This is a genomic window from Kribbella sp. NPDC104740 (assembly GCF_055583505.1).
In genome coordinates this window covers 15622-32831 of the sequence record NZ_JBVJNV010000008.1, presented here as the reverse complement: position 1 = coordinate 32831, position 17210 = coordinate 15622, and the positions used below count along the sequence as shown (strand labels likewise).

Sequence of the window (17210 nt, the reverse complement as noted above, 5' to 3'; positions counted from 1 at the left end):
CCCCGATCCCCGAGGACCGGATTAGGTTAGCAGGATCAGGCCGAACTACAAAAACGGGATTCGCCGCCCCCGAGCACCCGCCCGAACTGCCTTTCGCGTCAGATTCCGAACTCGTCCCGGACCGCGTGCAACGCCGCCTCGGCCTGCTCGATCAGCCCCGGCCGATCCGGCTCCAATCCCTTGTCCAGAACGAAGTTCCACGCCACCGGAGCGTCCGTCGAAGCCGGGCTGCGCCGCCCGACGATCCGCACACCCTTCTTGCCCACCAACGGCACATGCCGCTGTACGACGATGCTCGCGTCCACCCGCTCCCGCAGCAGCTGCCCGAACCGCCCCGGGTCCTCCACCGACAGATCGGTCGACCGCAACGGCGTACCGAACGCAGTCGTCTCGAACACCCGCAGCACCGAAGCCTCAGAGTCCCAAGCCGCCCGCTCGATCGCCTCCCACCCAACCCGCCGAACCTTGTCACCCTCCGGCAGGTAGACGGCAGAACGAGTCCCCGCCACCCAGTCCCCATCAGCCAGCTGTACGGCGGCCAGGATGTCGTCCCGCCCACCCGCAGCCACCCGAACTCCCTCTACCAACTCGGAGGGCCACGCCGAACGCCGAAGTCTCAACACACCCCCATCGTCCCAGCCCCCTCCAAGCCATCCCCGCCGACCCCGTCAGTGCGAGCACCTGGTCCTCACCACCGCCGCACCGTTCGCCACGTTCAGCCGCCCCGCCGAACCCGCCGAACTCGCCGGACCCCGCCGAACCCGCCGGATCTCGCCGGATCCGCTGCGCCGCCTCTCGCCGCAGCCAGCCCATCCGCCCGGCGTGCCGGGACGCTCCCAGCTAGGTGCGCCGGCCGTCCGGGCCGCTGACTCCCAGCAGTTGGCCACTCGGCTGGCTGGGCCGCGCACCCAGCCAGCTGACCCCACCCCGCCGCATCCAGCGGACCCGCCCAGCCCCGCTGGGCCGCTCCCAGCCGCTGACCCCCGGCTGGGCGAGGCGCTGACCCAGCCAGCTGGCTACTCGGCTGGCACGGCCACTCACTTAGCCAGCTGACCACTTGACCCACCGCATCCGGCTGACCCGCCCACCCCAGCCAGTTCGCCGCTGGAGGAGCACGGCCCGGACCGCTGCGAGCTGTGGCATCTCATCCGCCTGCTGGCCTTGACCATGCCGCGACGGCCGGTACGCCGTACGCCCTTCCTCAGCGGCAGGTACGCCGTACACCGGTCACGTCGGCGCTGCGACCGACGTGGTGGTCGGCGTGAACCTTCCTGATGCTGCTCGTGTACGGCCACGCAGACAGTTCGCCGGAGAGCGGCGCCGCGGACTACGCGGCGCGCGGACGCGTGTGCAAGCGCGGCGCGCATAGTCGGTGGCGCGCAAGGTGGCGTGGGCATGGCGGTATGTGGAGGCGGCGGACCAGGCAAGGCGGCGCGCGGGGGCGCGGGTGTGGGGCCGACCGCGGTGAGGGCGGACCTGGCAACCACCGCGCGGAGGTGGTGGCGTGGGCATGGCGACGTGTGGAGGCGGCGGCTCGGGCAAGTAGCGCGCGGAGGCGCGCGTGTGGGACCGACTGCGGTCAGGGTGGGCGTGGTAACCCACCGCGCGGAGGTGATGTGTGGGCGAGCCGCGTGTGGAGATGGTGTGTGGGCTGGGCGGCGTGTGGGGGCGGAGTCTGGCATCCCATCGCGGCGGGGTGGTGGTGTGGGCAAGGGGTGTGCGGGGGCGCGGCGTGGCAACCCACCGTGGGGAGGCGGTGGTGTCGGCAAGGGGCGTGCGGGGGCGCGGTACGGGCAAGGCGGCACGCCGAGGAGTAGGCGCGGCTAGGGCCGCGGCGTAGCAATCCATCGCGGGGAGGCGCGGGTGTAGGGACCGACCGCGGTGAGGGCGGGTGTGGCAACTCACCGCGCGGAGGTGGTGGTTGTGGGTAGGGCGGCGTGTGGGGGCGGAGCCTGCCAACCCATGGCGGCGAGGTGGCGGTGTCGGCAAGGGGCGTGCGGCGGTGCGGTACGGGCAAGGCGGCACGCCGAGGCGGCGGGGCGGGTTGGGCCGCGGCGTGGCAATCCATCGCATGAAGGCGGCGGCGCGGTGGAAGCCCGCCGCCCGCCGCCTCCTCGCCGGTGACGGTTGTGGATCCTCGCGGCAGGTTGCGGTCAGGAGGTTGGTGGTGGGTGCGGGCGATTGCCTAGGTTGGAGGCATGCGACTGTTTCGGCGGGCCAAGACTGTTTCTGTGCCGGATCGGTACGGGCTCGGGGACGGGGACTCGATCGAGATGCCGGCTCAGCCTGACGTGGAGAACTTGCTCGGTGGGCTGGCGGGAAACGAACGCGTTCGGATGGTGGTGGGATATCTGAATCACCCGGAGCCCGCCGTGCGGGGCGCGGCTGTTCGGCAGGTGCCGGCGTCGGGGGAGGCGACGGTTGCTGAGGTCGAGGAGCTTGTTGATCGGTTGGCTGATCTGGATGCGGGGGTGCGGGCGGCTGCCGGTGCTGCGTTGTGGGACGTGCAGGGGGACAGCGACTGCGAGCGGACCGTTTTGATTCTTCGGGACGAGATTCGCGGGCACTCGATGGCGTTCGGGGCTCCTAGCACTGCTTCGTTGCGGCTGGGGCGGGAGCCCGCGGAGCAGGCGTTGCAGACCTTGCTGGCGTCGGCGCCGGACGATGATGCGCACGCGCGGTTGCAGGCTTTGATCGATGAGCATGTGGTCCTTCCGGATTCGGTGGAGGCCGACTCCTCGCTGGTGCTCGAGTTCATCGAGAAGGTGCAGCGGCGGGGTGGGGACGGGCAGGTGGCGACGTACGAGGCCTATCGGGCCGCCGATCGGGCGCAGGCGTTGGCGTACCTCAAGGCGCACCCGGTGGCGGAGGAGTTTTACTACCTCGAGGTCGAGACGCCGCAGGGGACGTTCGGGCGCGACATCAACGGGATCTACGACATCTGATTCCGTCATGATGACGCGCTCGCGTAGTTCCTGAGGCCGGGCGACTTGCGTAAGTAGCGCAGGGCTTCGAGCTCCAGGGCTCGGACCTTGGCGGGTGGGAGCTGAAGCTGTTCGGCGGTTTCCTCCAACGTGGACAGCGGGGTGTTGTGCAGGCCGAAGCGGAGGCGAAGGACGTCCTGGGCCAGGTCGTCGAGGTGCTCCAGTTGGCAGTGGAGGTCTCGGTTCAGAGCGGCTCGGCTGAGGGCCTCCTCGTCGTCGATCGGTTGGTCTGCCTGTCGGATGTCGAGAGGTGCGGGCCGGATCTTCGAGGCGCGGGCTCGCTCGACGCGCGCGGTCGTGAGGGACGCGGCTTCGGCCAGCTCCGCCGTCGTGGGTTCGCGTTCGAGGCGCTGGATCAGGTCGCGATGCACGGTCGCGACGCGGCCGGCGTCGACGTACGCCTGAGCTGGCATCCGGATCAGCCGCGAGCGGTCGGAGATCGCGCGGCCCAGCGACTGACGGATCCACCAGATCGCGTACGTCGAGAAGCGGTGCCCGAGTTTGTGGTCGAACCGCTCGACGGCGCGGATCAGCCCGATGTTGCCCTCCTGGATCAGGTCGAGCAGCGACAGGCCCTTGCCGGCGTACCGCTTGGCCAGCGAGACGACGAGGCGCAGGTTGCCCTCGATCATCCGCAGGCGCGCGGCGCGACCCAGTTCGACGACTGCAGCCAGCTCGGCGCGACGGGCGAGCACCGCACGATCGGTCGTGGGCGCGCCTCGAGCCAGCTCGTCGGCAGCCAGTACGCCGGCCTCGATCCACGACGACAGGTCGTGAACCTCCTCCGGACTCAGCAGTTCGTGCCGCCCGAGGTCGCGCAGGTACGCGACCAGCCCGGTCACATCAGCGGCATCGCAGTCCGTCTCGGCCATCGTTGCTCCCCTCTCTCTTGAAGGGATGGTGCCGCGAAACACCCCGCCGGAACGGCCCGATCTGAGATCAGTGGACAACTACGCCAAGTGACATTGATGTAACTCAGAGTGTGTGGATAACTGCGGTCAGCGATCGGCCCCGCCCGGGTATCCTCCAGCGCGAACAAGCCCCGCCGCACCAGATACGATCTCCCGACAAGCGCCAGACCAGGCGCCGGGGGCGGTAGCTCAGCCGGTCAGAGCAGGGGACTCATAATCCCTGGGTCGTGGGTTCGAGCCCCACCCGCCCCACGTCGAGGAACCGCCAGGCTACTTGCCGAGTCGGCGTTGGCGGGCTGCTCGTTGGGCGAGCACGGTGTTTCGGGTCGAGGCCGACTGGGACAGAGCGTGCGTTCTGGCTGCCGGTGTCAGGTGGTCGATGTAGAGGGTGCCGTCGAGGTGTTCCGTTTCGTGGGCCAGGCAGCGGGCGAAGTAGCCGGATGCTTGCACCTGGAGGTGGCGGCCTTCGAGGTCGAAGCCGCGGAGAACTACGCGGTCGGGGCGCGTGACCTGCTCGGTCGCGCCGGGTACGGACAGGCATCCCTCGCTGCCGGTCTGGTCGCCGGCGAGGGCGGCCAGTGACTCGAGTCGCGGGTTGAAGACGTGGCCGACGTGGCGGTCGCCGTACTCGTCGGTGAGGTCGTAGACGAACAGGCGGGCGTCGACGTCGACCTGGTTCGCGGCCAGGCCGCAGCCCTCGGCGATCCACATCGTCGTGAACATGTCGTCGACGAGGGCGGCCCAGCGATCGGCTCCGAACTCGGTGACCGTGCGGCAGGAACGGCCCAGGATCGGCTCGCCGTACTCGGTGATCCGTCGTGGTGAGCCGCGGAGGACCGCGTCGGTCAGTTCGGGGAGCCGGAAGGTAGCCACTCAAAGAAACTACTTTGCAAAGCAGTCCCTTTGCAAAGAGTTGACTATGCTCGGGAGCATGCCGGACCAGCGTGGGACCTCCAGCCAGCGAGACTCCGTGCACGGTCACCCGTTGCGCGACGCGCTGCTGACGCTCATCGATCGGGACGGGACCACGACGTCGACGCTCGCGGCGCGGGAGCTCGGCGAGAGCACGGGGGCCTGTTCGTTCCACCTTCGGCGGCTGGAGGAGTTCGGCCTGATCGAACCGGTACCGGAGACGCTCGGGCGGGCGAAGCCGTGGCGACGTGTTTCGTCCGCCCAGGCGAGCCTGAACCGCGAGCTGGAGGACGTCGCCTACGCCAGCTGGCTGGCCGAGCGGCAGTCCGAGGGAGAGGACTTCGCCTTCAGCGAGGTGGTCGCCTTGAGCGAAGGGCAGCTGGTAGAGCTTCGCGCGCGGCTGCAGCGGGTACTTCGTGAGTTCACCGGAGGCGAACCGGCGACTGACACGACGGCAACCGCGGTGGTGATCCGCGCGTTCCCCCTGAATGAGTAGGAGGATTCGATGGAGATGCCTGAGGTTGTCAGTGCGGCGGAGTGGCAGCGGGCGCGGGATGCGTTGTTGGTGAAGGAGAAGGAGTTCACGCACGCGTTGGATGCGCTGGCCGCTGAGCGGCGGCGGTTGCCGATGGTGCGGTTCGAGGATGCCTACGAGTTCAGCGGACCGCACGGGACGACGGGGCTGGCGGGGTTGTTCGAGGGGCGGCGGCAGTTGGTGGTCTACCAGATGATGGATCTGGGGGCTGACGAGTACTGCAACGGGTGCTCGAGCTTTGTGGACAACGTGGGGAACTTGGCGCATTTGCATGCTCGGGGGACGACGTTCGTCGTGGTGTCGGACATGCCTGAGGGGCAGCTGTTCGCTTGGCGGGAGCGGATGGGGTGGACGATGCCGTTCTACTCGTCGCGGGGGACTTCGTTCCGGGAGGATTGCGGGTTGGGCGAGGGGTTCGGGTTGAGCGTGTTCCTCAGGGACGGGGACGAGGTTTACCGGACCTACTTCACCGAAGCTCGTGGCGTGGATCGGTTGCGGGTGGACTTCAACCTGCTCGACCTGACGGCGTACGGGCGGCAGGAGGAGTGGGAGGACTCGCCGGTGGGGTGGCCGCAGGATCCGACGATGAGTTGGATGCGGCATCACGACGAGTACTAGTCCGAGCGGCCCTTCAGGCGGCGCTGGACCGCACGTTCGGCCTCGCGGTTGGCTTGGCGTTCGGCCAGGGCGTGGCGTTTGTCCCAGGTCTTCTTGCCTCGGGCCAGGGCGATCTCGACCTTGGCTCGGCCGTCCTTGAAATAGAGGACGGTGGGGACGACGGTCAGGCCGCTCTCGTTGATCTTGCGTTCGATCTTGTCGATCTCGGAGCGGTGCAGCAGGAGCTTGCGTTTGCGGCGGGAGCCGCCTTCGAACCAGCGGGACTGGGCGTACTGCGGGATGTGGACGCCGTGCAGCCACAGCTCGCGGTTCTCGATCTGGGCGAAGCCGCCGGCCAGGGAGGCGCGGCCGGCGCGGAGGCCCTTGACCTCCATGCCCTGGAGGACGATGCCGGCCTCCCAGGACTCGCCCAGGTCGTACTCGTGCGCGGCCTTGCGGTTGCGCGCGATCACCGGGTCGGTCTGGGGCTTCTTCACGACAGTGATTCTTTCACGACTTCCTTCAACGACAGTTGGAGGGCGGCAGGCTCGACGCCACCCGAGCGTCCAGTCGGCAACCTTAAAATCTTGCATCAATTTTCTAGGTTCTTGGGCATGGGAGTTGTCGAGGTCGACGGGTTGACGATGCGGTTTCGGGCGCCGGTGCGGGAGGCGGGGATGCGGGCCGCGTTGAAGGCGGTGGTGCGGCGGGAGTATCGGGAGATCGAGGCGGTGGGGGACGTCTCGTTCGAGCTCACCGAGGGGGAGGTGGTCGGGTTCATCGGGCCGAACGGGGCCGGGAAGACGACGACGATGAAGATCTTGTCGGGGATCCTGCATCCGACGGGTGGGAACGTGCGGGTGCTCGGGTTCGAGCCGTGGCAGCGGCGGCGGGAGTATCTGCGGCGGATCGCGTTGATCCGGGGGAGTCAGCCGATCGGTGGGCCGGCGGAGCTGACGGTGATGGATTCGTTCAAGTACCAGCGCGTCCTGTACGGCGTACCGCGTGGCGACACGACAGTGGACGAGCTGGTCGACCTGCTCGATCTCGGCGAGCTGCTGCATCGGCAGATCCGCGCGCTGAGCCTGGGGGAGCGGATGCGCGCGGGGCTCGCGTTGGCCTTGCTGTACAGGCCGCAGGTGCTCTTCCTCGACGAGCCGACGCTCGGCCTGGACGTGCTCGCCGCCAACGCGCTGCGCCGCTTCGTCGCGGAGTACGCCGCCACTACTGGCGCCACGATCCTGCTGACCAGCCACTACATGGCTGACGTCGAGACGCTCTGCCGGCGGGTCGTCCTGATCGACAAGAGCCGCATCCGGTACGACGGAGAGCTCTCCACCCTTGCGGCGACGTTCTCGCCGTACAAGCTGCTCAAGGTGTCGGTCGCTGAGCCGGGCAGTACCGAGTGGAGCCGGTACGGCGACGTGGAGGACGAGCAGGACGGCAAGGTCGTGCTGCGGGTACGCCGGGACGAGGTGCCGAGCGTCACCGGTGCGCTGCTAGCCCAGCTGCCGGTGGTGGACCTGTCGGTCGAGGACCCGTCGCTGGACGTCGTGATGGACCGCTTCTACCGCGACGGGCTCCCGGCATGACCCGTACGGCGGTGCTGCTGGGCATGGGCTTCTGGCGCAGCTCAGTGGAGTGGTGGAGCTTCCGGTCGTTCGTGCTGACGATGGTGGCCGGGCAGGTGGTGACGCCGCTGCTCGGGCTCCTCATCTGGTCTGCGGCGGTCCCAGGAGACGGCAGCATCGCGACGTACTACGTGGTGCTGCTCGCCGTGCAGCTGATGACCGTCTCCTACGAGCACCACACACTGGCGGGCAGCATCTACGGCGGCGACTTCGCGGTCGAGCTGGTGAAGCCGCGGCCGGTCGTGCTCGACTTCCTCGGGACCAATCTGGCGCTGCGGTTCTGGCACCTCGCGTTCGGGGCGCCGGTGATCATCGGCGTCGGAGTCGTTGCCGGCATCAGCCTGAACGGCCGAGACCTGTTGCTCGCGCTGCCGGCGATCGTGCTCGCGGCGGGGCTCCGGTTCGCGTTCACCTACACGCTGGCCCTGACCGCGGTCTGGACGCAGCGCGCGCACGGCGCCGTCGGGATGGGGGAGGCGCTGATCTTCCTGCTCGGCGGGACGGCGGCGCCGCTGACGTTCCTGCCCGAGCCGTTCCGCGCGGCCGGAGCGGTGCTGCCGTTCTGGTCGATGCTCGGGGCACCGGCTGAAGTTGCCGCGGGCAACGTTGACGACGTGCTCACGGTCTACGCGGTGCAGGCCGGATGGTTCGCCGCGGCCGTGCTGCTCGCCGTACTGGTCTGGCGGCGGGCCGTCCGCCGATTCACTGCCTTCGGAGGCTGACGATGCTGTTCGGTGTGCTGTTCTCGTTGTCCGTACGACGGGCGGTGGCGTACCGCGCGGACCTGTTCTTCGAGCTGGTGGTCACGGTCGTCGGCGCCGGTGCGTCGGTCGCGGCGCTGCTCGTCGTCTACACCCGGGCGGACACGCTCGGCGGCTGGGGCCCGGGCGAGGCGATCGCGCTGCTCGGCACGTTCCAGGTGGTGAGCGGGCTGCGCAGTACGTTCGTCGAGCCGAACCTGCAGTTCTTCGGCGAGCAGGTGAAGAGCGGGAAGCTCGACGCGATCCTGCTGCAGCCGGCGCCGAGCATGCTGCTCGCGAGCCTCGGGTCGTGCGCACCGGCCGCGCTGATCCAGGTGGGCCTCGGTGTCGGGATTGCTGTCACGGGGGCCCGCGAGGCGTCGCTCGCGATCACCGCGAGCGGGGTCGCGGCGTGGGCGGTCGTCGTGGTCGCGGCGGCGGTCTCGATGTGGGCGACGCGGGTGCTGATCGCGTCGGTGGTGTTCTGGGCGTTCGGGCTCAGCCTGGATGTGCTGTACGACGCGGTGTGGCAGTTCGGGCGGTACCCGGTGCAGGTCTACCGCTCGGGGTTGCAGGTGGTGTTCACGTACGTCGTACCGGTGGGACTGATCGCCACGGCGCCGGTGCAGGCGTTGACGGGGCAGACGCTGGTGGTCCCGACGGCGATAGTTGTTGCTGGAGGCACCAGTCTCGCGGCGACCCTGGTGTGGCGGAGCGGGCTGCGGCGCTATACGAGTGCGACGAGCTAGGAGCGGAGTCGGGCGGCGTCGGCGCCGGGTGGCGTGCCGAAGAGGCGGCGGTACTCGCGGTTGAACTGCGAGGGGCTGTCGTAGCCGACGAGGTGGCCGACGCCCGCGATGTCGCGAGGGCGAGCCGCCAGCAGCGACCGGGCTTCCTGCAGGCGAATGCGCTTCTGGAACTGCAGCGGGCTCAGGTTGGTGATGCTGCGGAAATGGCGGTGGAAGGCCGCTGGGCTCAGGCCCGCGAGGCCGGCGAGGTCGGGGACGCGGAGCGGTTCGGCGTAGTTGTCGCGGATCCAGTGGATGGCGCGGTTGACGTGCGCGAGGCTGCTGTCGGCGAGGCCGATCTGGCGGATCACGTCGGCGTGCGGGCCGGTGAGCAGGCGCCAGAGCAGCTCGCGCTCGATGAGAGGTGCGAGGACGGGGAGGTCGGCGGGGGTTTCGAGGAGACGCACCAGGCGGACGGCGGCGTCGAGGATCTCGGGGCTCGCCGGGCCGGTCGCGATCGCGCTGGTCCGGCGAGCGGGAGCAGTTGCGGCAGCACGGCGAGGCGGGGTGGGCGCGGAAGCGGTAGTACGGCGTACGGGTGGGGCTTGCAGCAGGAGTGGCGCGATCGCGTCCGCGCGCAAGGCGAGACCCAGGCCGAGCGCGGGCGTCGTCGGGCTCGCGTTGACGAAGTGGCCGGAGACCGGGAGGTCCGTGGTGACGATGAACAGGTCGCCGGCGCGGTAGTCGAACGTCTGGTCGCCGAGCAGCAGGCGTTTGCCGCCTTGGGCCATCACGACGAGCAGCGGTTCGGTGAGCGAGTAGTCGGGCTCCGAGGTCTCGACCTTCGACAGGGTCAGGCCGTCGAACGCGGTCCGCAGGTCGGGGCGCGCGTGGATCGCGATCAGGTCGCGCAGATCGGTGAGGTCTCGGGCCATGCTTCGAGGAAAGCACGCGAGCTCTACCAGAAACAACCTGGATGAGAGGAATAGGCAAGACGCCGAGCGGATCGGTCTACCTTCGCGACCAAGCCGGCGCTGAGATGGAGGTACCAACACGAAGGAGACCTCCGATGGGACTCGACCAGTACCTCACCCTCGGCCGATCCGGCCTGCGCGTCAGCCCGTTCGCGCTCGGCGCGATGACCTTCGGCGAGGACCCGGGCGGTGCCGGCTGCAGCGTCGAGGAGTCCGAGAAGATCCTCGCCACTTACCTCGATCGCGGTGGGAACTTCGTCGACACGGCGAACTTCTACACCAACGGGCACTCCGAGAAGATCCTCGGCGACTTCTTCGCCGCGCAGCCCGGGCGACGTGAGCACGTCGTCCTGGCCTCGAAGTTCTTCGGCAACATGTTCCCCGGCGACCCGAACGGCGGCGGTGCCGGCCGCGGCTCGATCGTCGCCCAGCTCGACCAGACGTTGCGCCGGCTGCAGACCGACTACCTCGACCTGTACTGGTTGCACAATTGGGACCGGAACACACCGATCGAGGAGACTTTGCGCACCCTCGACGACCTCGTCCGGGCGGGCAAGATCCGGTACGTCGGCTTCTCGAACACGCCCGCGTGGGTGACCGCGCAGGCACAGACGACCGCGCTGCTGAAGGGCTGGACGCCGCTGATCGCGCTGCAGGTCGAGTACTCGCTGCTGGCGCGGACCGTCGAGGGTGAGCTCGCGCCGCTCGCGCTCGACCAGGGGATGACGCTGGTGCCGTGGAGCCCACTGAAGAACGGGTTCCTGTCCGGCAAGTACCGGCGCGGGGTCGACGTCGCGGACTCGGCGCGGACGGCGTTCGTCGGCGGGCCGAGTGAGGCGGAGTACGCCGTGATCGACGTCGTCGCCGCGGTCGCCGACGAGCTGGGGGCGTCGTCGGCGGCGGTCGCGCTGGCGTGGTTGCGGCAGCGGCGGGGGAGCGTTGTGCCAATCGTGGGCGCGAGGCGGGTGGAGCATCTGGAGAGCAACCTCGCGGCGTTGGAGATCAGGCTGACCGAGGAGCAGATCAGCAGGCTCGACGACGTCTCGGCGCCGGAATTGAACTACCCCGCGCCGATGCACGGGGCAGGGCGGGCGATGCTGCAGTTCGCCGGAGCGACGGTCGATGGGGAGACCTCGACGGTCTACCCGCCGCTGCTCCAGAGCGACGTCCGGTACTAGTCCTGACGCGGCGGCGGGAGCGTCGGATAGTCGAGGATCGGGTAAACACCGGTGACGAACCCGTACGTCGTGTCACCCGCCCGCGGCAACGTGTCGAACTCGTGCACCAGCTGCTCGACCCGGTCCCAGAACTCGGCGACCCGCTCGTCGGGGATCCGCGCGTGCCGGATGAACGAGCGCAGCTGGCCGGCGTCGTACGCACCGGCCGACTCCTGCATCGCGACCTCGAAGTCGTTGAAGTCCGGCGGCAGCTCGACACCGTCGACGCGGCGGCCGAGGCCCACGAAGAACATCCGGGCCGCGCGGCCGTAGTACCGCTCGTCGATCGCGCGCACCTTGCGGGTTCGGACCACGCGCAGGATGCCGGCGTCGGCGAGCACCTTCACGTGGTGCGCGACCGTGCTCTTCGGGCGCTTCACCGCCGCGGCCAGCTCGCCGACGGTCGCGGCGCGCTCGTGCAGCAGGCCGAGGATCGTGGTCCGCAGCGGGTCGCTGATCGCCCGCACCTGCTCGGCCGTGGTGAGCTCGATGGTCTCCTCGAGCTCGTAGTCCGGAACAGCGGAGTCACTGGCCATGATCGGCTCAGAGTAGCACCGGGTACGCCGGGTCAGCCGCGCTCGCCGGCCGCCTGGTAGCCCGCGAAAAGGGGGCCACCGGCAAGCGTCAGCACCTCGCCGGCGAGCGCACGGATCGCCGCGGTGCTGGTCCGGGCGGCGAGCCAGCGGTCGGCGTACGCCGGGTCGAGGTCGCGCAGCTCGCGGAGCAGCCACTTGCCGTTGCCGACCCAGTGGTTGCGGACGCCAAGCATCGTCTCGGCGGTGCGGAGCCAGGTGTACGTCGCGATCACGGCCTGCTCGTCGGCGGGGGCGTGGGCGAGGTCGTCGAGCAGGTCGGTGAGCGCGTAGCGGAGGCTGTCCAGCTCGGGCTGCTCGAGTGCCGGCGGGCCCGCTTCGAGAGCGGCGAGGGCAGCGGCCTGGTGCTCGCTCGGGTCCCCGACGACGGGAGTGCCCAGGGCAACCATTCGGTGCAGCGCCGGGCGGCGGCCGGGCAGGTCCTTGGCGAGGTAGTGCGGGAGGCTCGCGCTGTCGTGGACGAAGAGCTCGACCGGCCAGCCGTCGTACTCGAGGGACTCGCGGCGTGGTGCGCCGGGGTTTCCGTCCGGGAGGAGGACGACGATGTCGAGATCCGAGCCCGCGGTCCGGGCCGACGTGAGGACGCTGCCGCTGAGGAGGACCCAGATCGCGGTCGGGAACAGGTCGGCGGCCAGGCGGCGGGTGGTCTCCACGGGATCCATCAGGACATCATGCAGGGATGTGGATGCCGATGCAGACCGGTTTTGGTGAGCCTGGCTTCGAGGAGTGGGAGCCGGTGGGGATCGGTGCGTTCGTCGAGCAGGTGCTGAGCGCGCGGCCGCGGGTGGTGGCGGTCGACGGGCGGAGTGGGAGTGGGAAGTCGACGCTCGCTGGTCGCTTGGCGGCGGCTGTTGCGGGGTCGGCGGTCGTTCACGGGGACGACGTGGCGTGGAATGCGCCGATGTTCGGGTGGAGCGAGTTGCTGGGGAAGGGGGTGCTGGAGCCGGTACGGCGGGGTGAGGCGGTGTCGTACCGGCCGCCGGCTTGGGAGGAGCACGGGCGCGCGGGGGCGATCGAGGTGCCGGCGGATGCTTCGCTGGTCGTTGTCGAGGGCGTGGGGGTTGGACGGCGGGATTTGGCCGGGCTGGTGGACGTGCTGGTGTGGGTGCAGTCGGATTCCAGTGAGGCTGAGCGGCGGGGGATCGCGCGGGATGTCGCGTCCGGGGTGAACGGCGATGCGGAGGCGGCGGCGGAGTTCTGGCGGGAGTGGATGGAGTCTGAGGTGCCGTTCCTGGAGCGGGACAAGCCGTGGGAGCGGGCGGACTTCGTGGTCGCGGGGACGGGCGGGGGTGAGGCGGGTGGCGGCACCGTCCACGTCGCCCGGGGTTGACGGCGGCGTACCGGCCTAGTTCAGTTCGGGGATGGAGTCGTACGTCGAGCGAGCGCCCGTCGCGGCGCTGGCCGGGGTGGTGCGGACGGTCTGGATCCAGCGGACCGGCGACTCGGCGTACGTGCAGCGCCATCTGCCCACCGGTGGCGTGGAGATCCACTTCCCGATCGGTGGCCGGCCGCAGCTCGTCGGCCCGCTGACCGGCCCGGAGGTCGAGGTGATCCCGGCGCGGACGACGATCGTCGGGGTCCGCTTCATGCCGGGGACGGCGCCGCCGTTGCCCGCGGGCCTCGACGACCTGGTCGACCAGCGGCTCGATCTCGCCGACCTGTGGGCTGGGCTCGTCGACCGGCTGGTCGAGACGATGGCCCTCGCCGGTACGCCGGAACGCGCACTGCTGATCCTGCAGCAGCATCTGCAACGGGAGTTCCGCGGCCAGGCAGATCGACGGACCGGCGCGCACCTCACGGAAGCACTGGATCCGCTCGTCGGCGAAGCCGTGCGGGCGTTGATGCCCTGGCGGCCGCTCAGCATCGACGCGCTCGCCGACCACCTCGCGCTCTCGTCCAGCCAGCTGCGGCGGCGCTGCCTGCAGTCGGTCGGGGTCGCGCCGAAAGTGCTGCAGCGGACGCTGCGCTTCCAGGGCTTCCTCGCGTTGGCGCAGGCCGGGGCGACCGCATCGGGTCAGCGCGGAGCCGACGGCACCGCCGGCCTGGCGATCGATGTCGGGTACGCCGACCAGGCGCATCTCAGCCGCGAGTGCGTGCGGCTGACCGGGCTCACTCCGGGCGAGCTGCTGGGCGGGACGGTCGACCGATGCCTGTGCGGTCACGACCACTCGGCGTCGTACCGGCCTTTCCTGCGTGCACGTTTTGTTCAAGACCCGGCGGGGCGGCGCAACTAGTTTCGGGGCATGACCTTGGTTCACCGGTGCGAGTCCGTCGCCGATGTCGTCGCCGGGCTGCGCGCAGGCGCGGCGCGCGGCGAGCGCGTGGTCGCGCGCGGCGGCGGGCACTGCTTCGCCCAGCGCTCGTCGACGGACGGGATCGTGCTCGACCTCGCGGGGCTGGACGGGGTCTCGGTCGCCGACGGGATCGCGACGGTCGGCGCGGGGGTCCGACTGGGTGCGCTGTACGACGCGCTGCACCGCGTCGGCCGAGCGGTGCCGGGCGGGTGCGGTGCGGGCGTCGGGATCGCCGGGCTGACGCTGGGTGGCGGGATCGGGCTGCTCGGGCGCAAGTACGGGCTGACCTGCGACCGGTTGGTCGGCGTACAGGTGGTGCTGGCGGACGGGCGGGTCGTCGAGGCGTCGGAGTCGTCGGAGCCGGAGCTGTTCTGGGCGTTGCGGGGTGCGGGTGGTGGGCAGTTCGGGGTGGTGACGGAGTTCCGGTTCGCGACGGTCGCCGAGCCGGTGATGACGCGGATCGAGGCGCGCTACCCGGTGGACCTCGCCGAGGTGATCGCCTGGTGGCAGGAGTGGGCGCCGGACGCGCCGGACGAGATCACAGTGAATCTCAGCGTCGGCGCGGGCGGGGCTCGGTTGTTCGGGGCCTCGATGCTGGACGCGAACGAGACGCGAGAGCTGCTGCCCGCGGGAGTCGAGGTGCGCGGTGGACTGCCGTACGCCGAGGTGAAGAGCTCGTTCGCTGATCCGCTGGAGCGGCCGGCGGTGCGGATCCGGTCGGAGTTCTTCGAGCAGTCGCTCCAGACCGCGACGATCAAAGCCCTCGTCGAGCAGCTCGGCGGCGAGCTCGCGTTCACCGCGATGGGCGGCGCGTACAACCGCGTCGCGCCCGACGCGACGGCGTTCGCGCACCGCGGGACGCGCTTCTTGCTCGAACATGTCGGCGCGGTCGGCGATCCGTGGGTCGACGCCTCGTGGGCGGTCGCGTCGAGCGATGGCTCGGGCCGCGTCTACCCGAACTTCCCCGACCTGGCGCTCGACGACTGGGCCATGGCGTACCACGGCGGGAACTATGCGCGCCTTCAGGCGGTCAAGCGCGCGTACGACCCGGAGCAGTTCTTCGACTTTCCGCAAGCGATCTCCGGAGGAGACAGATGAGCAAGGTGCTGACGGCGCTGTCGGTGTCGGTCGACGGGTACATCACCGGACGCGGTCCCGGCGCGGGGCGTGGGCTGGGCGACGGCGGGATGCTGTTCGACTGGTACTTCAGCGGGGACACGCCCAGCCGCGAGTTCGACGGGTTCAAGCTGAGCGCGGAGAGCGCGCGGGTGTTCGACGGGCTGGCGAGCCGGCTCGGGGTCAGCGTGGCCGGGCGCAACACGTACGACGACTCGGGCTGGATCGACGGGGGAGCGCCGCACCCGACGGCGCCGCTCGTGGTGGTCAGCCATCGTCCACTCGTTGGATCAGAGGCACCAGACATCGGACCAGGCATGAGCGACCGTCAGACCCTCGTCACCTCCGGGATCGAGGACGCGATCGCCGTCGCCAAGAAGCTTGCCGGAAGCAAGGACGTCGCCCTGATGGGTGGCGGAGTCGTCAGTACGGCGCTCGCCGCCGGCCTCGTCGACGAGGTCGTCCTGCACCAGGTCCCGATCCTCCTCGGCGCAGGCCGCAGCTTCTTCCAGGAGCTCCCCGAGCACATCCAGCTCCGACTGATCGAAGCCGTTGCAGCCCCCGGCGTGACGCACCTGCACTACGAGGTGGTCCGATGATCCTCGTCACCGGCGGCCTGGGAATGATCGGTGCGCACACCGCCCGGGCGCTGCTCGACCTCGGCGAAGAGGTCGTGGTCACGACGCACCGGCAGACCGACGTCCCGTCGTTCCTCGCCGGCCGGGTCGCGGTCGAGGCGCTCGACGTCACCGACCGGGACGCATTTCTTGCCCTGGGCAACCAGTACGCCGTGACCGGGATCGTGCACCTGGCCGGCAGTATCCCCGGCGAGAACCCGGTCGACTTCTACCGCACCGACCTGACCGGGCTGCTGAACGCCTTGGACGCGGCGCGGGCCTGGAACGTCCGGCGGTTCTCGGTCGCGAGCAGCCTCGGGGTCTACCTCGGCCGGAGCGAGATCCCGTGGCGCGAGGAGCTCGATCTGCCGTCGGCGGATCTGCCGCACCACATCATCGCGTTCAAGAAGGCCGTCGAGCCGATCACTACGCACGCGCTGCAGGGCACCGGCGTCGAACCGGTGCTGCTCCGGATCGGCAGCATCTGGGGACCGTTGATGGATCCGGAGTCGGCGTTCAGCCCGATCCCGTCGTACGTCAGTGCGGTGCTGCGCGGTGAGACGCCGCGCCCGGTGCCCGCCGAGGAGGGCGGTGACTCCTGCTACGGGCCCGACGCGGGACGCGCGATCGCGCTGCTGGCGTCCGCGCCGTCGCTGCGGCACACGACGTACAACGTTTCGGCCGGGCGGCCGTCGACCAACCGCGAGATCGTCGCCGCCCTGCGGGCGATCACTCCCGCCGAGCTGCTTCCGGCCGGCCCCGACGGCGGGGTCGACGAGAAGCCGTACCTCGACATCACCCGGCTGACCGAGGAAACCGGCTTCACCCCACGCTTCGACGCCGCGTCCGCGGTGGCCGACTACTTCGCCTGGCGGACCAAGAACCCGCGCTGAGCTTTCGAGGAGCACACCATGCTTGACCCAGCTGTCCGTGAAGTTCTCGACGGGAAGTCGATCGCCCACCTGGCGACCGTGGGGGCCGACGGGTCGCCGCACTCGGTGCCGGTGTACGTCGGTACCCGTGGCGACCACGTGGTGTTCTTCACCGGCCCGGACGCGCGCAAGGCGCGCAACCTGCGGCGCGATCCGCGCCTCGCGTTGTCGATCGCGCCGGTGGACAATCCGTTCAACCCGGTCGTCGTCAGGGGCCGGGTGGTCGAGTGGCTGACCGGGGACGAGGCGTGGGAGATCGTCGACCAGTTGGCGATCCAGTACGCCGGGCAGCCGTACCCGCGCGGTGAGGAGCGGGTCGTCGCCCTGATCGAGCCGACCCATCAATCGGTCGGCATCGGCTGAAGCCATCTTTGAGCACCGCCCAGCCACGAATTTCGCCGTACGACGACTGAGCCGTGCTCAAAGATG

The 17210-nt window shown here is 70.0% G+C and carries 20 protein-coding genes and 1 tRNA gene; 14 read left to right on the top strand and 7 right to left on the bottom strand.

What is annotated here, in order from left to right:
• Positions 1–98: 98 nt before the first annotated feature.
• On the bottom strand, positions 99–569 hold the full coding sequence (locus ACZ6Z4_RS32775; RefSeq protein WP_465573524.1) for a hypothetical protein: 471 nt from the start codon (positions 567–569) through the stop codon (positions 99–101).
• Positions 570–2198: 1629 nt separating this feature from the next.
• On the opposite strand from ACZ6Z4_RS32775, the gene ACZ6Z4_RS32770 reads away from it, so the two are divergent.
• Positions 2199–2945: a hypothetical protein gene (locus ACZ6Z4_RS32770; protein ID WP_465573519.1), complete on the top strand. Its 747-nt coding sequence runs from the start codon at positions 2199–2201 to the stop codon at positions 2943–2945.
• A gap of 5 nt (positions 2946–2950) precedes the next feature.
• Here the strand turns inward: ACZ6Z4_RS32770 and ACZ6Z4_RS32765 are convergent, their stop codons facing one another.
• Positions 2951–3856 carry a sigma-70 family RNA polymerase sigma factor gene (locus tag ACZ6Z4_RS32765; RefSeq protein WP_465573514.1) on the bottom strand — a complete coding sequence of 302 codons (906 nt, stop codon included), beginning with the start codon at positions 3854–3856 and terminating at the stop codon, positions 2951–2953.
• A 217-nt stretch (positions 3857–4073) separates the two neighbouring features.
• Here ACZ6Z4_RS32765 and ACZ6Z4_RS32760 point away from each other — a divergent pair.
• Positions 4074–4147 (top strand) — tRNA-Ile (locus tag ACZ6Z4_RS32760).
• 18 nt (positions 4148–4165) lie between these two features.
• Here the strand turns inward: ACZ6Z4_RS32760 and def are convergent.
• Entirely contained in the window at positions 4166–4768 is a 603-nt protein-coding gene (gene def / locus ACZ6Z4_RS32755; RefSeq protein ID WP_465573510.1) for a peptide deformylase, read from the bottom strand.
• Between the two features lie 58 nt (positions 4769–4826).
• Here def and ACZ6Z4_RS32750 point away from each other — a divergent pair, with 58 nt between their 5' ends.
• Together ACZ6Z4_RS32750 and ACZ6Z4_RS32745 are read left to right on the top strand one after the other, a co-directional pair.
• Complete coding sequence (locus ACZ6Z4_RS32750) at positions 4827–5303, top strand: ArsR/SmtB family transcription factor (RefSeq protein ID WP_465573507.1); 477 nt, start codon at positions 4827–4829, stop codon at positions 5301–5303.
• A 9-nt stretch (positions 5304–5312) separates the two neighbouring features.
• Positions 5313–5960 (top strand): DUF899 domain-containing protein, encoded by a 648-nt coding sequence (locus ACZ6Z4_RS32745; protein WP_465573504.1) that lies wholly within the window; start codon positions 5313–5315, stop codon positions 5958–5960.
• Here ACZ6Z4_RS32745 and smpB read toward each other — a convergent pair.
• Complete coding sequence (gene smpB / locus ACZ6Z4_RS32740) at positions 5957–6436, bottom strand: SsrA-binding protein SmpB (protein ID WP_465573501.1); 480 nt, start codon at positions 6434–6436, stop codon at positions 5957–5959. The genes ACZ6Z4_RS32745 and smpB overlap by 4 nt on opposite strands.
• Before the next feature lie 117 nt (positions 6437–6553).
• On the opposite strand from smpB, the gene ACZ6Z4_RS32735 reads away from it, so the two are divergent.
• Genes ACZ6Z4_RS32735 through ACZ6Z4_RS32725 form a run of 3 tightly spaced genes read left to right on the top strand, consistent with a single transcriptional unit; the run spans position 6554 to position 9059 of the window.
• Positions 6554–7531, top strand: a complete 978-nt coding sequence (locus tag ACZ6Z4_RS32735) for an ABC transporter ATP-binding protein (RefSeq protein ID WP_465573498.1) — start codon at positions 6554–6556, stop codon at positions 7529–7531.
• Complete coding sequence (locus tag ACZ6Z4_RS32730) at positions 7528–8292, top strand: ABC-2 family transporter protein (protein ID WP_465573495.1); 765 nt, start codon at positions 7528–7530, stop codon at positions 8290–8292. The genes ACZ6Z4_RS32735 and ACZ6Z4_RS32730 overlap by 4 nt, the downstream gene beginning before the upstream one ends.
• 2 nt (positions 8293–8294) lie before the next feature.
• Positions 8295–9059: an ABC transporter permease gene (locus ACZ6Z4_RS32725; RefSeq protein ID WP_465573492.1), complete on the top strand. Its 765-nt coding sequence runs from the start codon at positions 8295–8297 to the stop codon at positions 9057–9059.
• Here ACZ6Z4_RS32725 and ACZ6Z4_RS32720 read toward each other — a convergent pair.
• Positions 9056–9973, bottom strand: coding sequence for an AraC family transcriptional regulator (locus ACZ6Z4_RS32720; protein ID WP_465573490.1), 918 nt, complete (start codon positions 9971–9973; stop codon positions 9056–9058). The two genes, ACZ6Z4_RS32725 and ACZ6Z4_RS32720, sit on opposite strands and share 4 nt — an antisense overlap.
• A gap of 134 nt (positions 9974–10107) precedes the next feature.
• Between ACZ6Z4_RS32720 and ACZ6Z4_RS32715 the strand changes: the two genes are divergently transcribed.
• Positions 10108–11190, top strand: a complete 1083-nt coding sequence (locus ACZ6Z4_RS32715; protein WP_465573488.1) for an aldo/keto reductase — start codon at positions 10108–10110, stop codon at positions 11188–11190.
• Here ACZ6Z4_RS32715 and ACZ6Z4_RS32710 read toward each other — a convergent pair.
• Together ACZ6Z4_RS32710 and ACZ6Z4_RS32705 are read right to left on the bottom strand one after the other, a co-directional pair.
• Complete coding sequence (locus ACZ6Z4_RS32710) at positions 11187–11765, bottom strand: ArsR/SmtB family transcription factor (RefSeq protein ID WP_465573486.1); 579 nt, start codon at positions 11763–11765, stop codon at positions 11187–11189. The two genes, ACZ6Z4_RS32715 and ACZ6Z4_RS32710, sit on opposite strands and share 4 nt — an antisense overlap.
• Before the next feature lie 32 nt (positions 11766–11797).
• A complete protein-coding gene (locus tag ACZ6Z4_RS32705; protein WP_465573484.1) occupies positions 11798–12484 on the bottom strand; it encodes a nucleotidyltransferase domain-containing protein in 687 nt (228 codons plus the stop codon).
• Between the two features lie 23 nt (positions 12485–12507).
• On the opposite strand from ACZ6Z4_RS32705, the gene ACZ6Z4_RS32700 reads away from it, so the two are divergent.
• The 6 genes from ACZ6Z4_RS32700 to ACZ6Z4_RS32675 are packed head-to-tail and all read left to right on the top strand — an operon-like array spanning position 12508 to position 17144.
• Positions 12508–13152, top strand: coding sequence for a hypothetical protein (locus ACZ6Z4_RS32700; protein WP_465573482.1), 645 nt, complete (start codon positions 12508–12510; stop codon positions 13150–13152).
• 31 nt (positions 13153–13183) lie between these two features.
• A complete protein-coding gene (locus tag ACZ6Z4_RS32695) occupies positions 13184–14056 on the top strand; it encodes a DUF6597 domain-containing transcriptional factor (protein ID WP_465573480.1) in 873 nt (290 codons plus the stop codon).
• Positions 14057–14065: 9 nt separating this feature from the next.
• Positions 14066–15214 (top strand): FAD-binding oxidoreductase, encoded by a 1149-nt coding sequence (locus tag ACZ6Z4_RS32690; RefSeq protein WP_465573478.1) that lies wholly within the window; start codon positions 14066–14068, stop codon positions 15212–15214.
• Positions 15211–15831, top strand: coding sequence for a dihydrofolate reductase family protein (locus ACZ6Z4_RS32685; RefSeq protein ID WP_465573475.1), 621 nt, complete (start codon positions 15211–15213; stop codon positions 15829–15831). The genes ACZ6Z4_RS32690 and ACZ6Z4_RS32685 overlap by 4 nt, the downstream gene beginning before the upstream one ends.
• The gene (locus ACZ6Z4_RS32680; protein WP_465573472.1) at positions 15828–16742 is read left to right on the top strand and encodes an NAD-dependent epimerase/dehydratase family protein; all 915 of its coding nucleotides are present in this window, start codon (positions 15828–15830) and stop codon (positions 16740–16742) included. The genes ACZ6Z4_RS32685 and ACZ6Z4_RS32680 overlap by 4 nt, the downstream gene beginning before the upstream one ends.
• A gap of 18 nt (positions 16743–16760) precedes the next feature.
• A complete protein-coding gene (locus ACZ6Z4_RS32675; protein ID WP_465573470.1) occupies positions 16761–17144 on the top strand; it encodes a PPOX class F420-dependent oxidoreductase in 384 nt (127 codons plus the stop codon).
• Positions 17145–17210 lie beyond the last annotated feature (66 nt).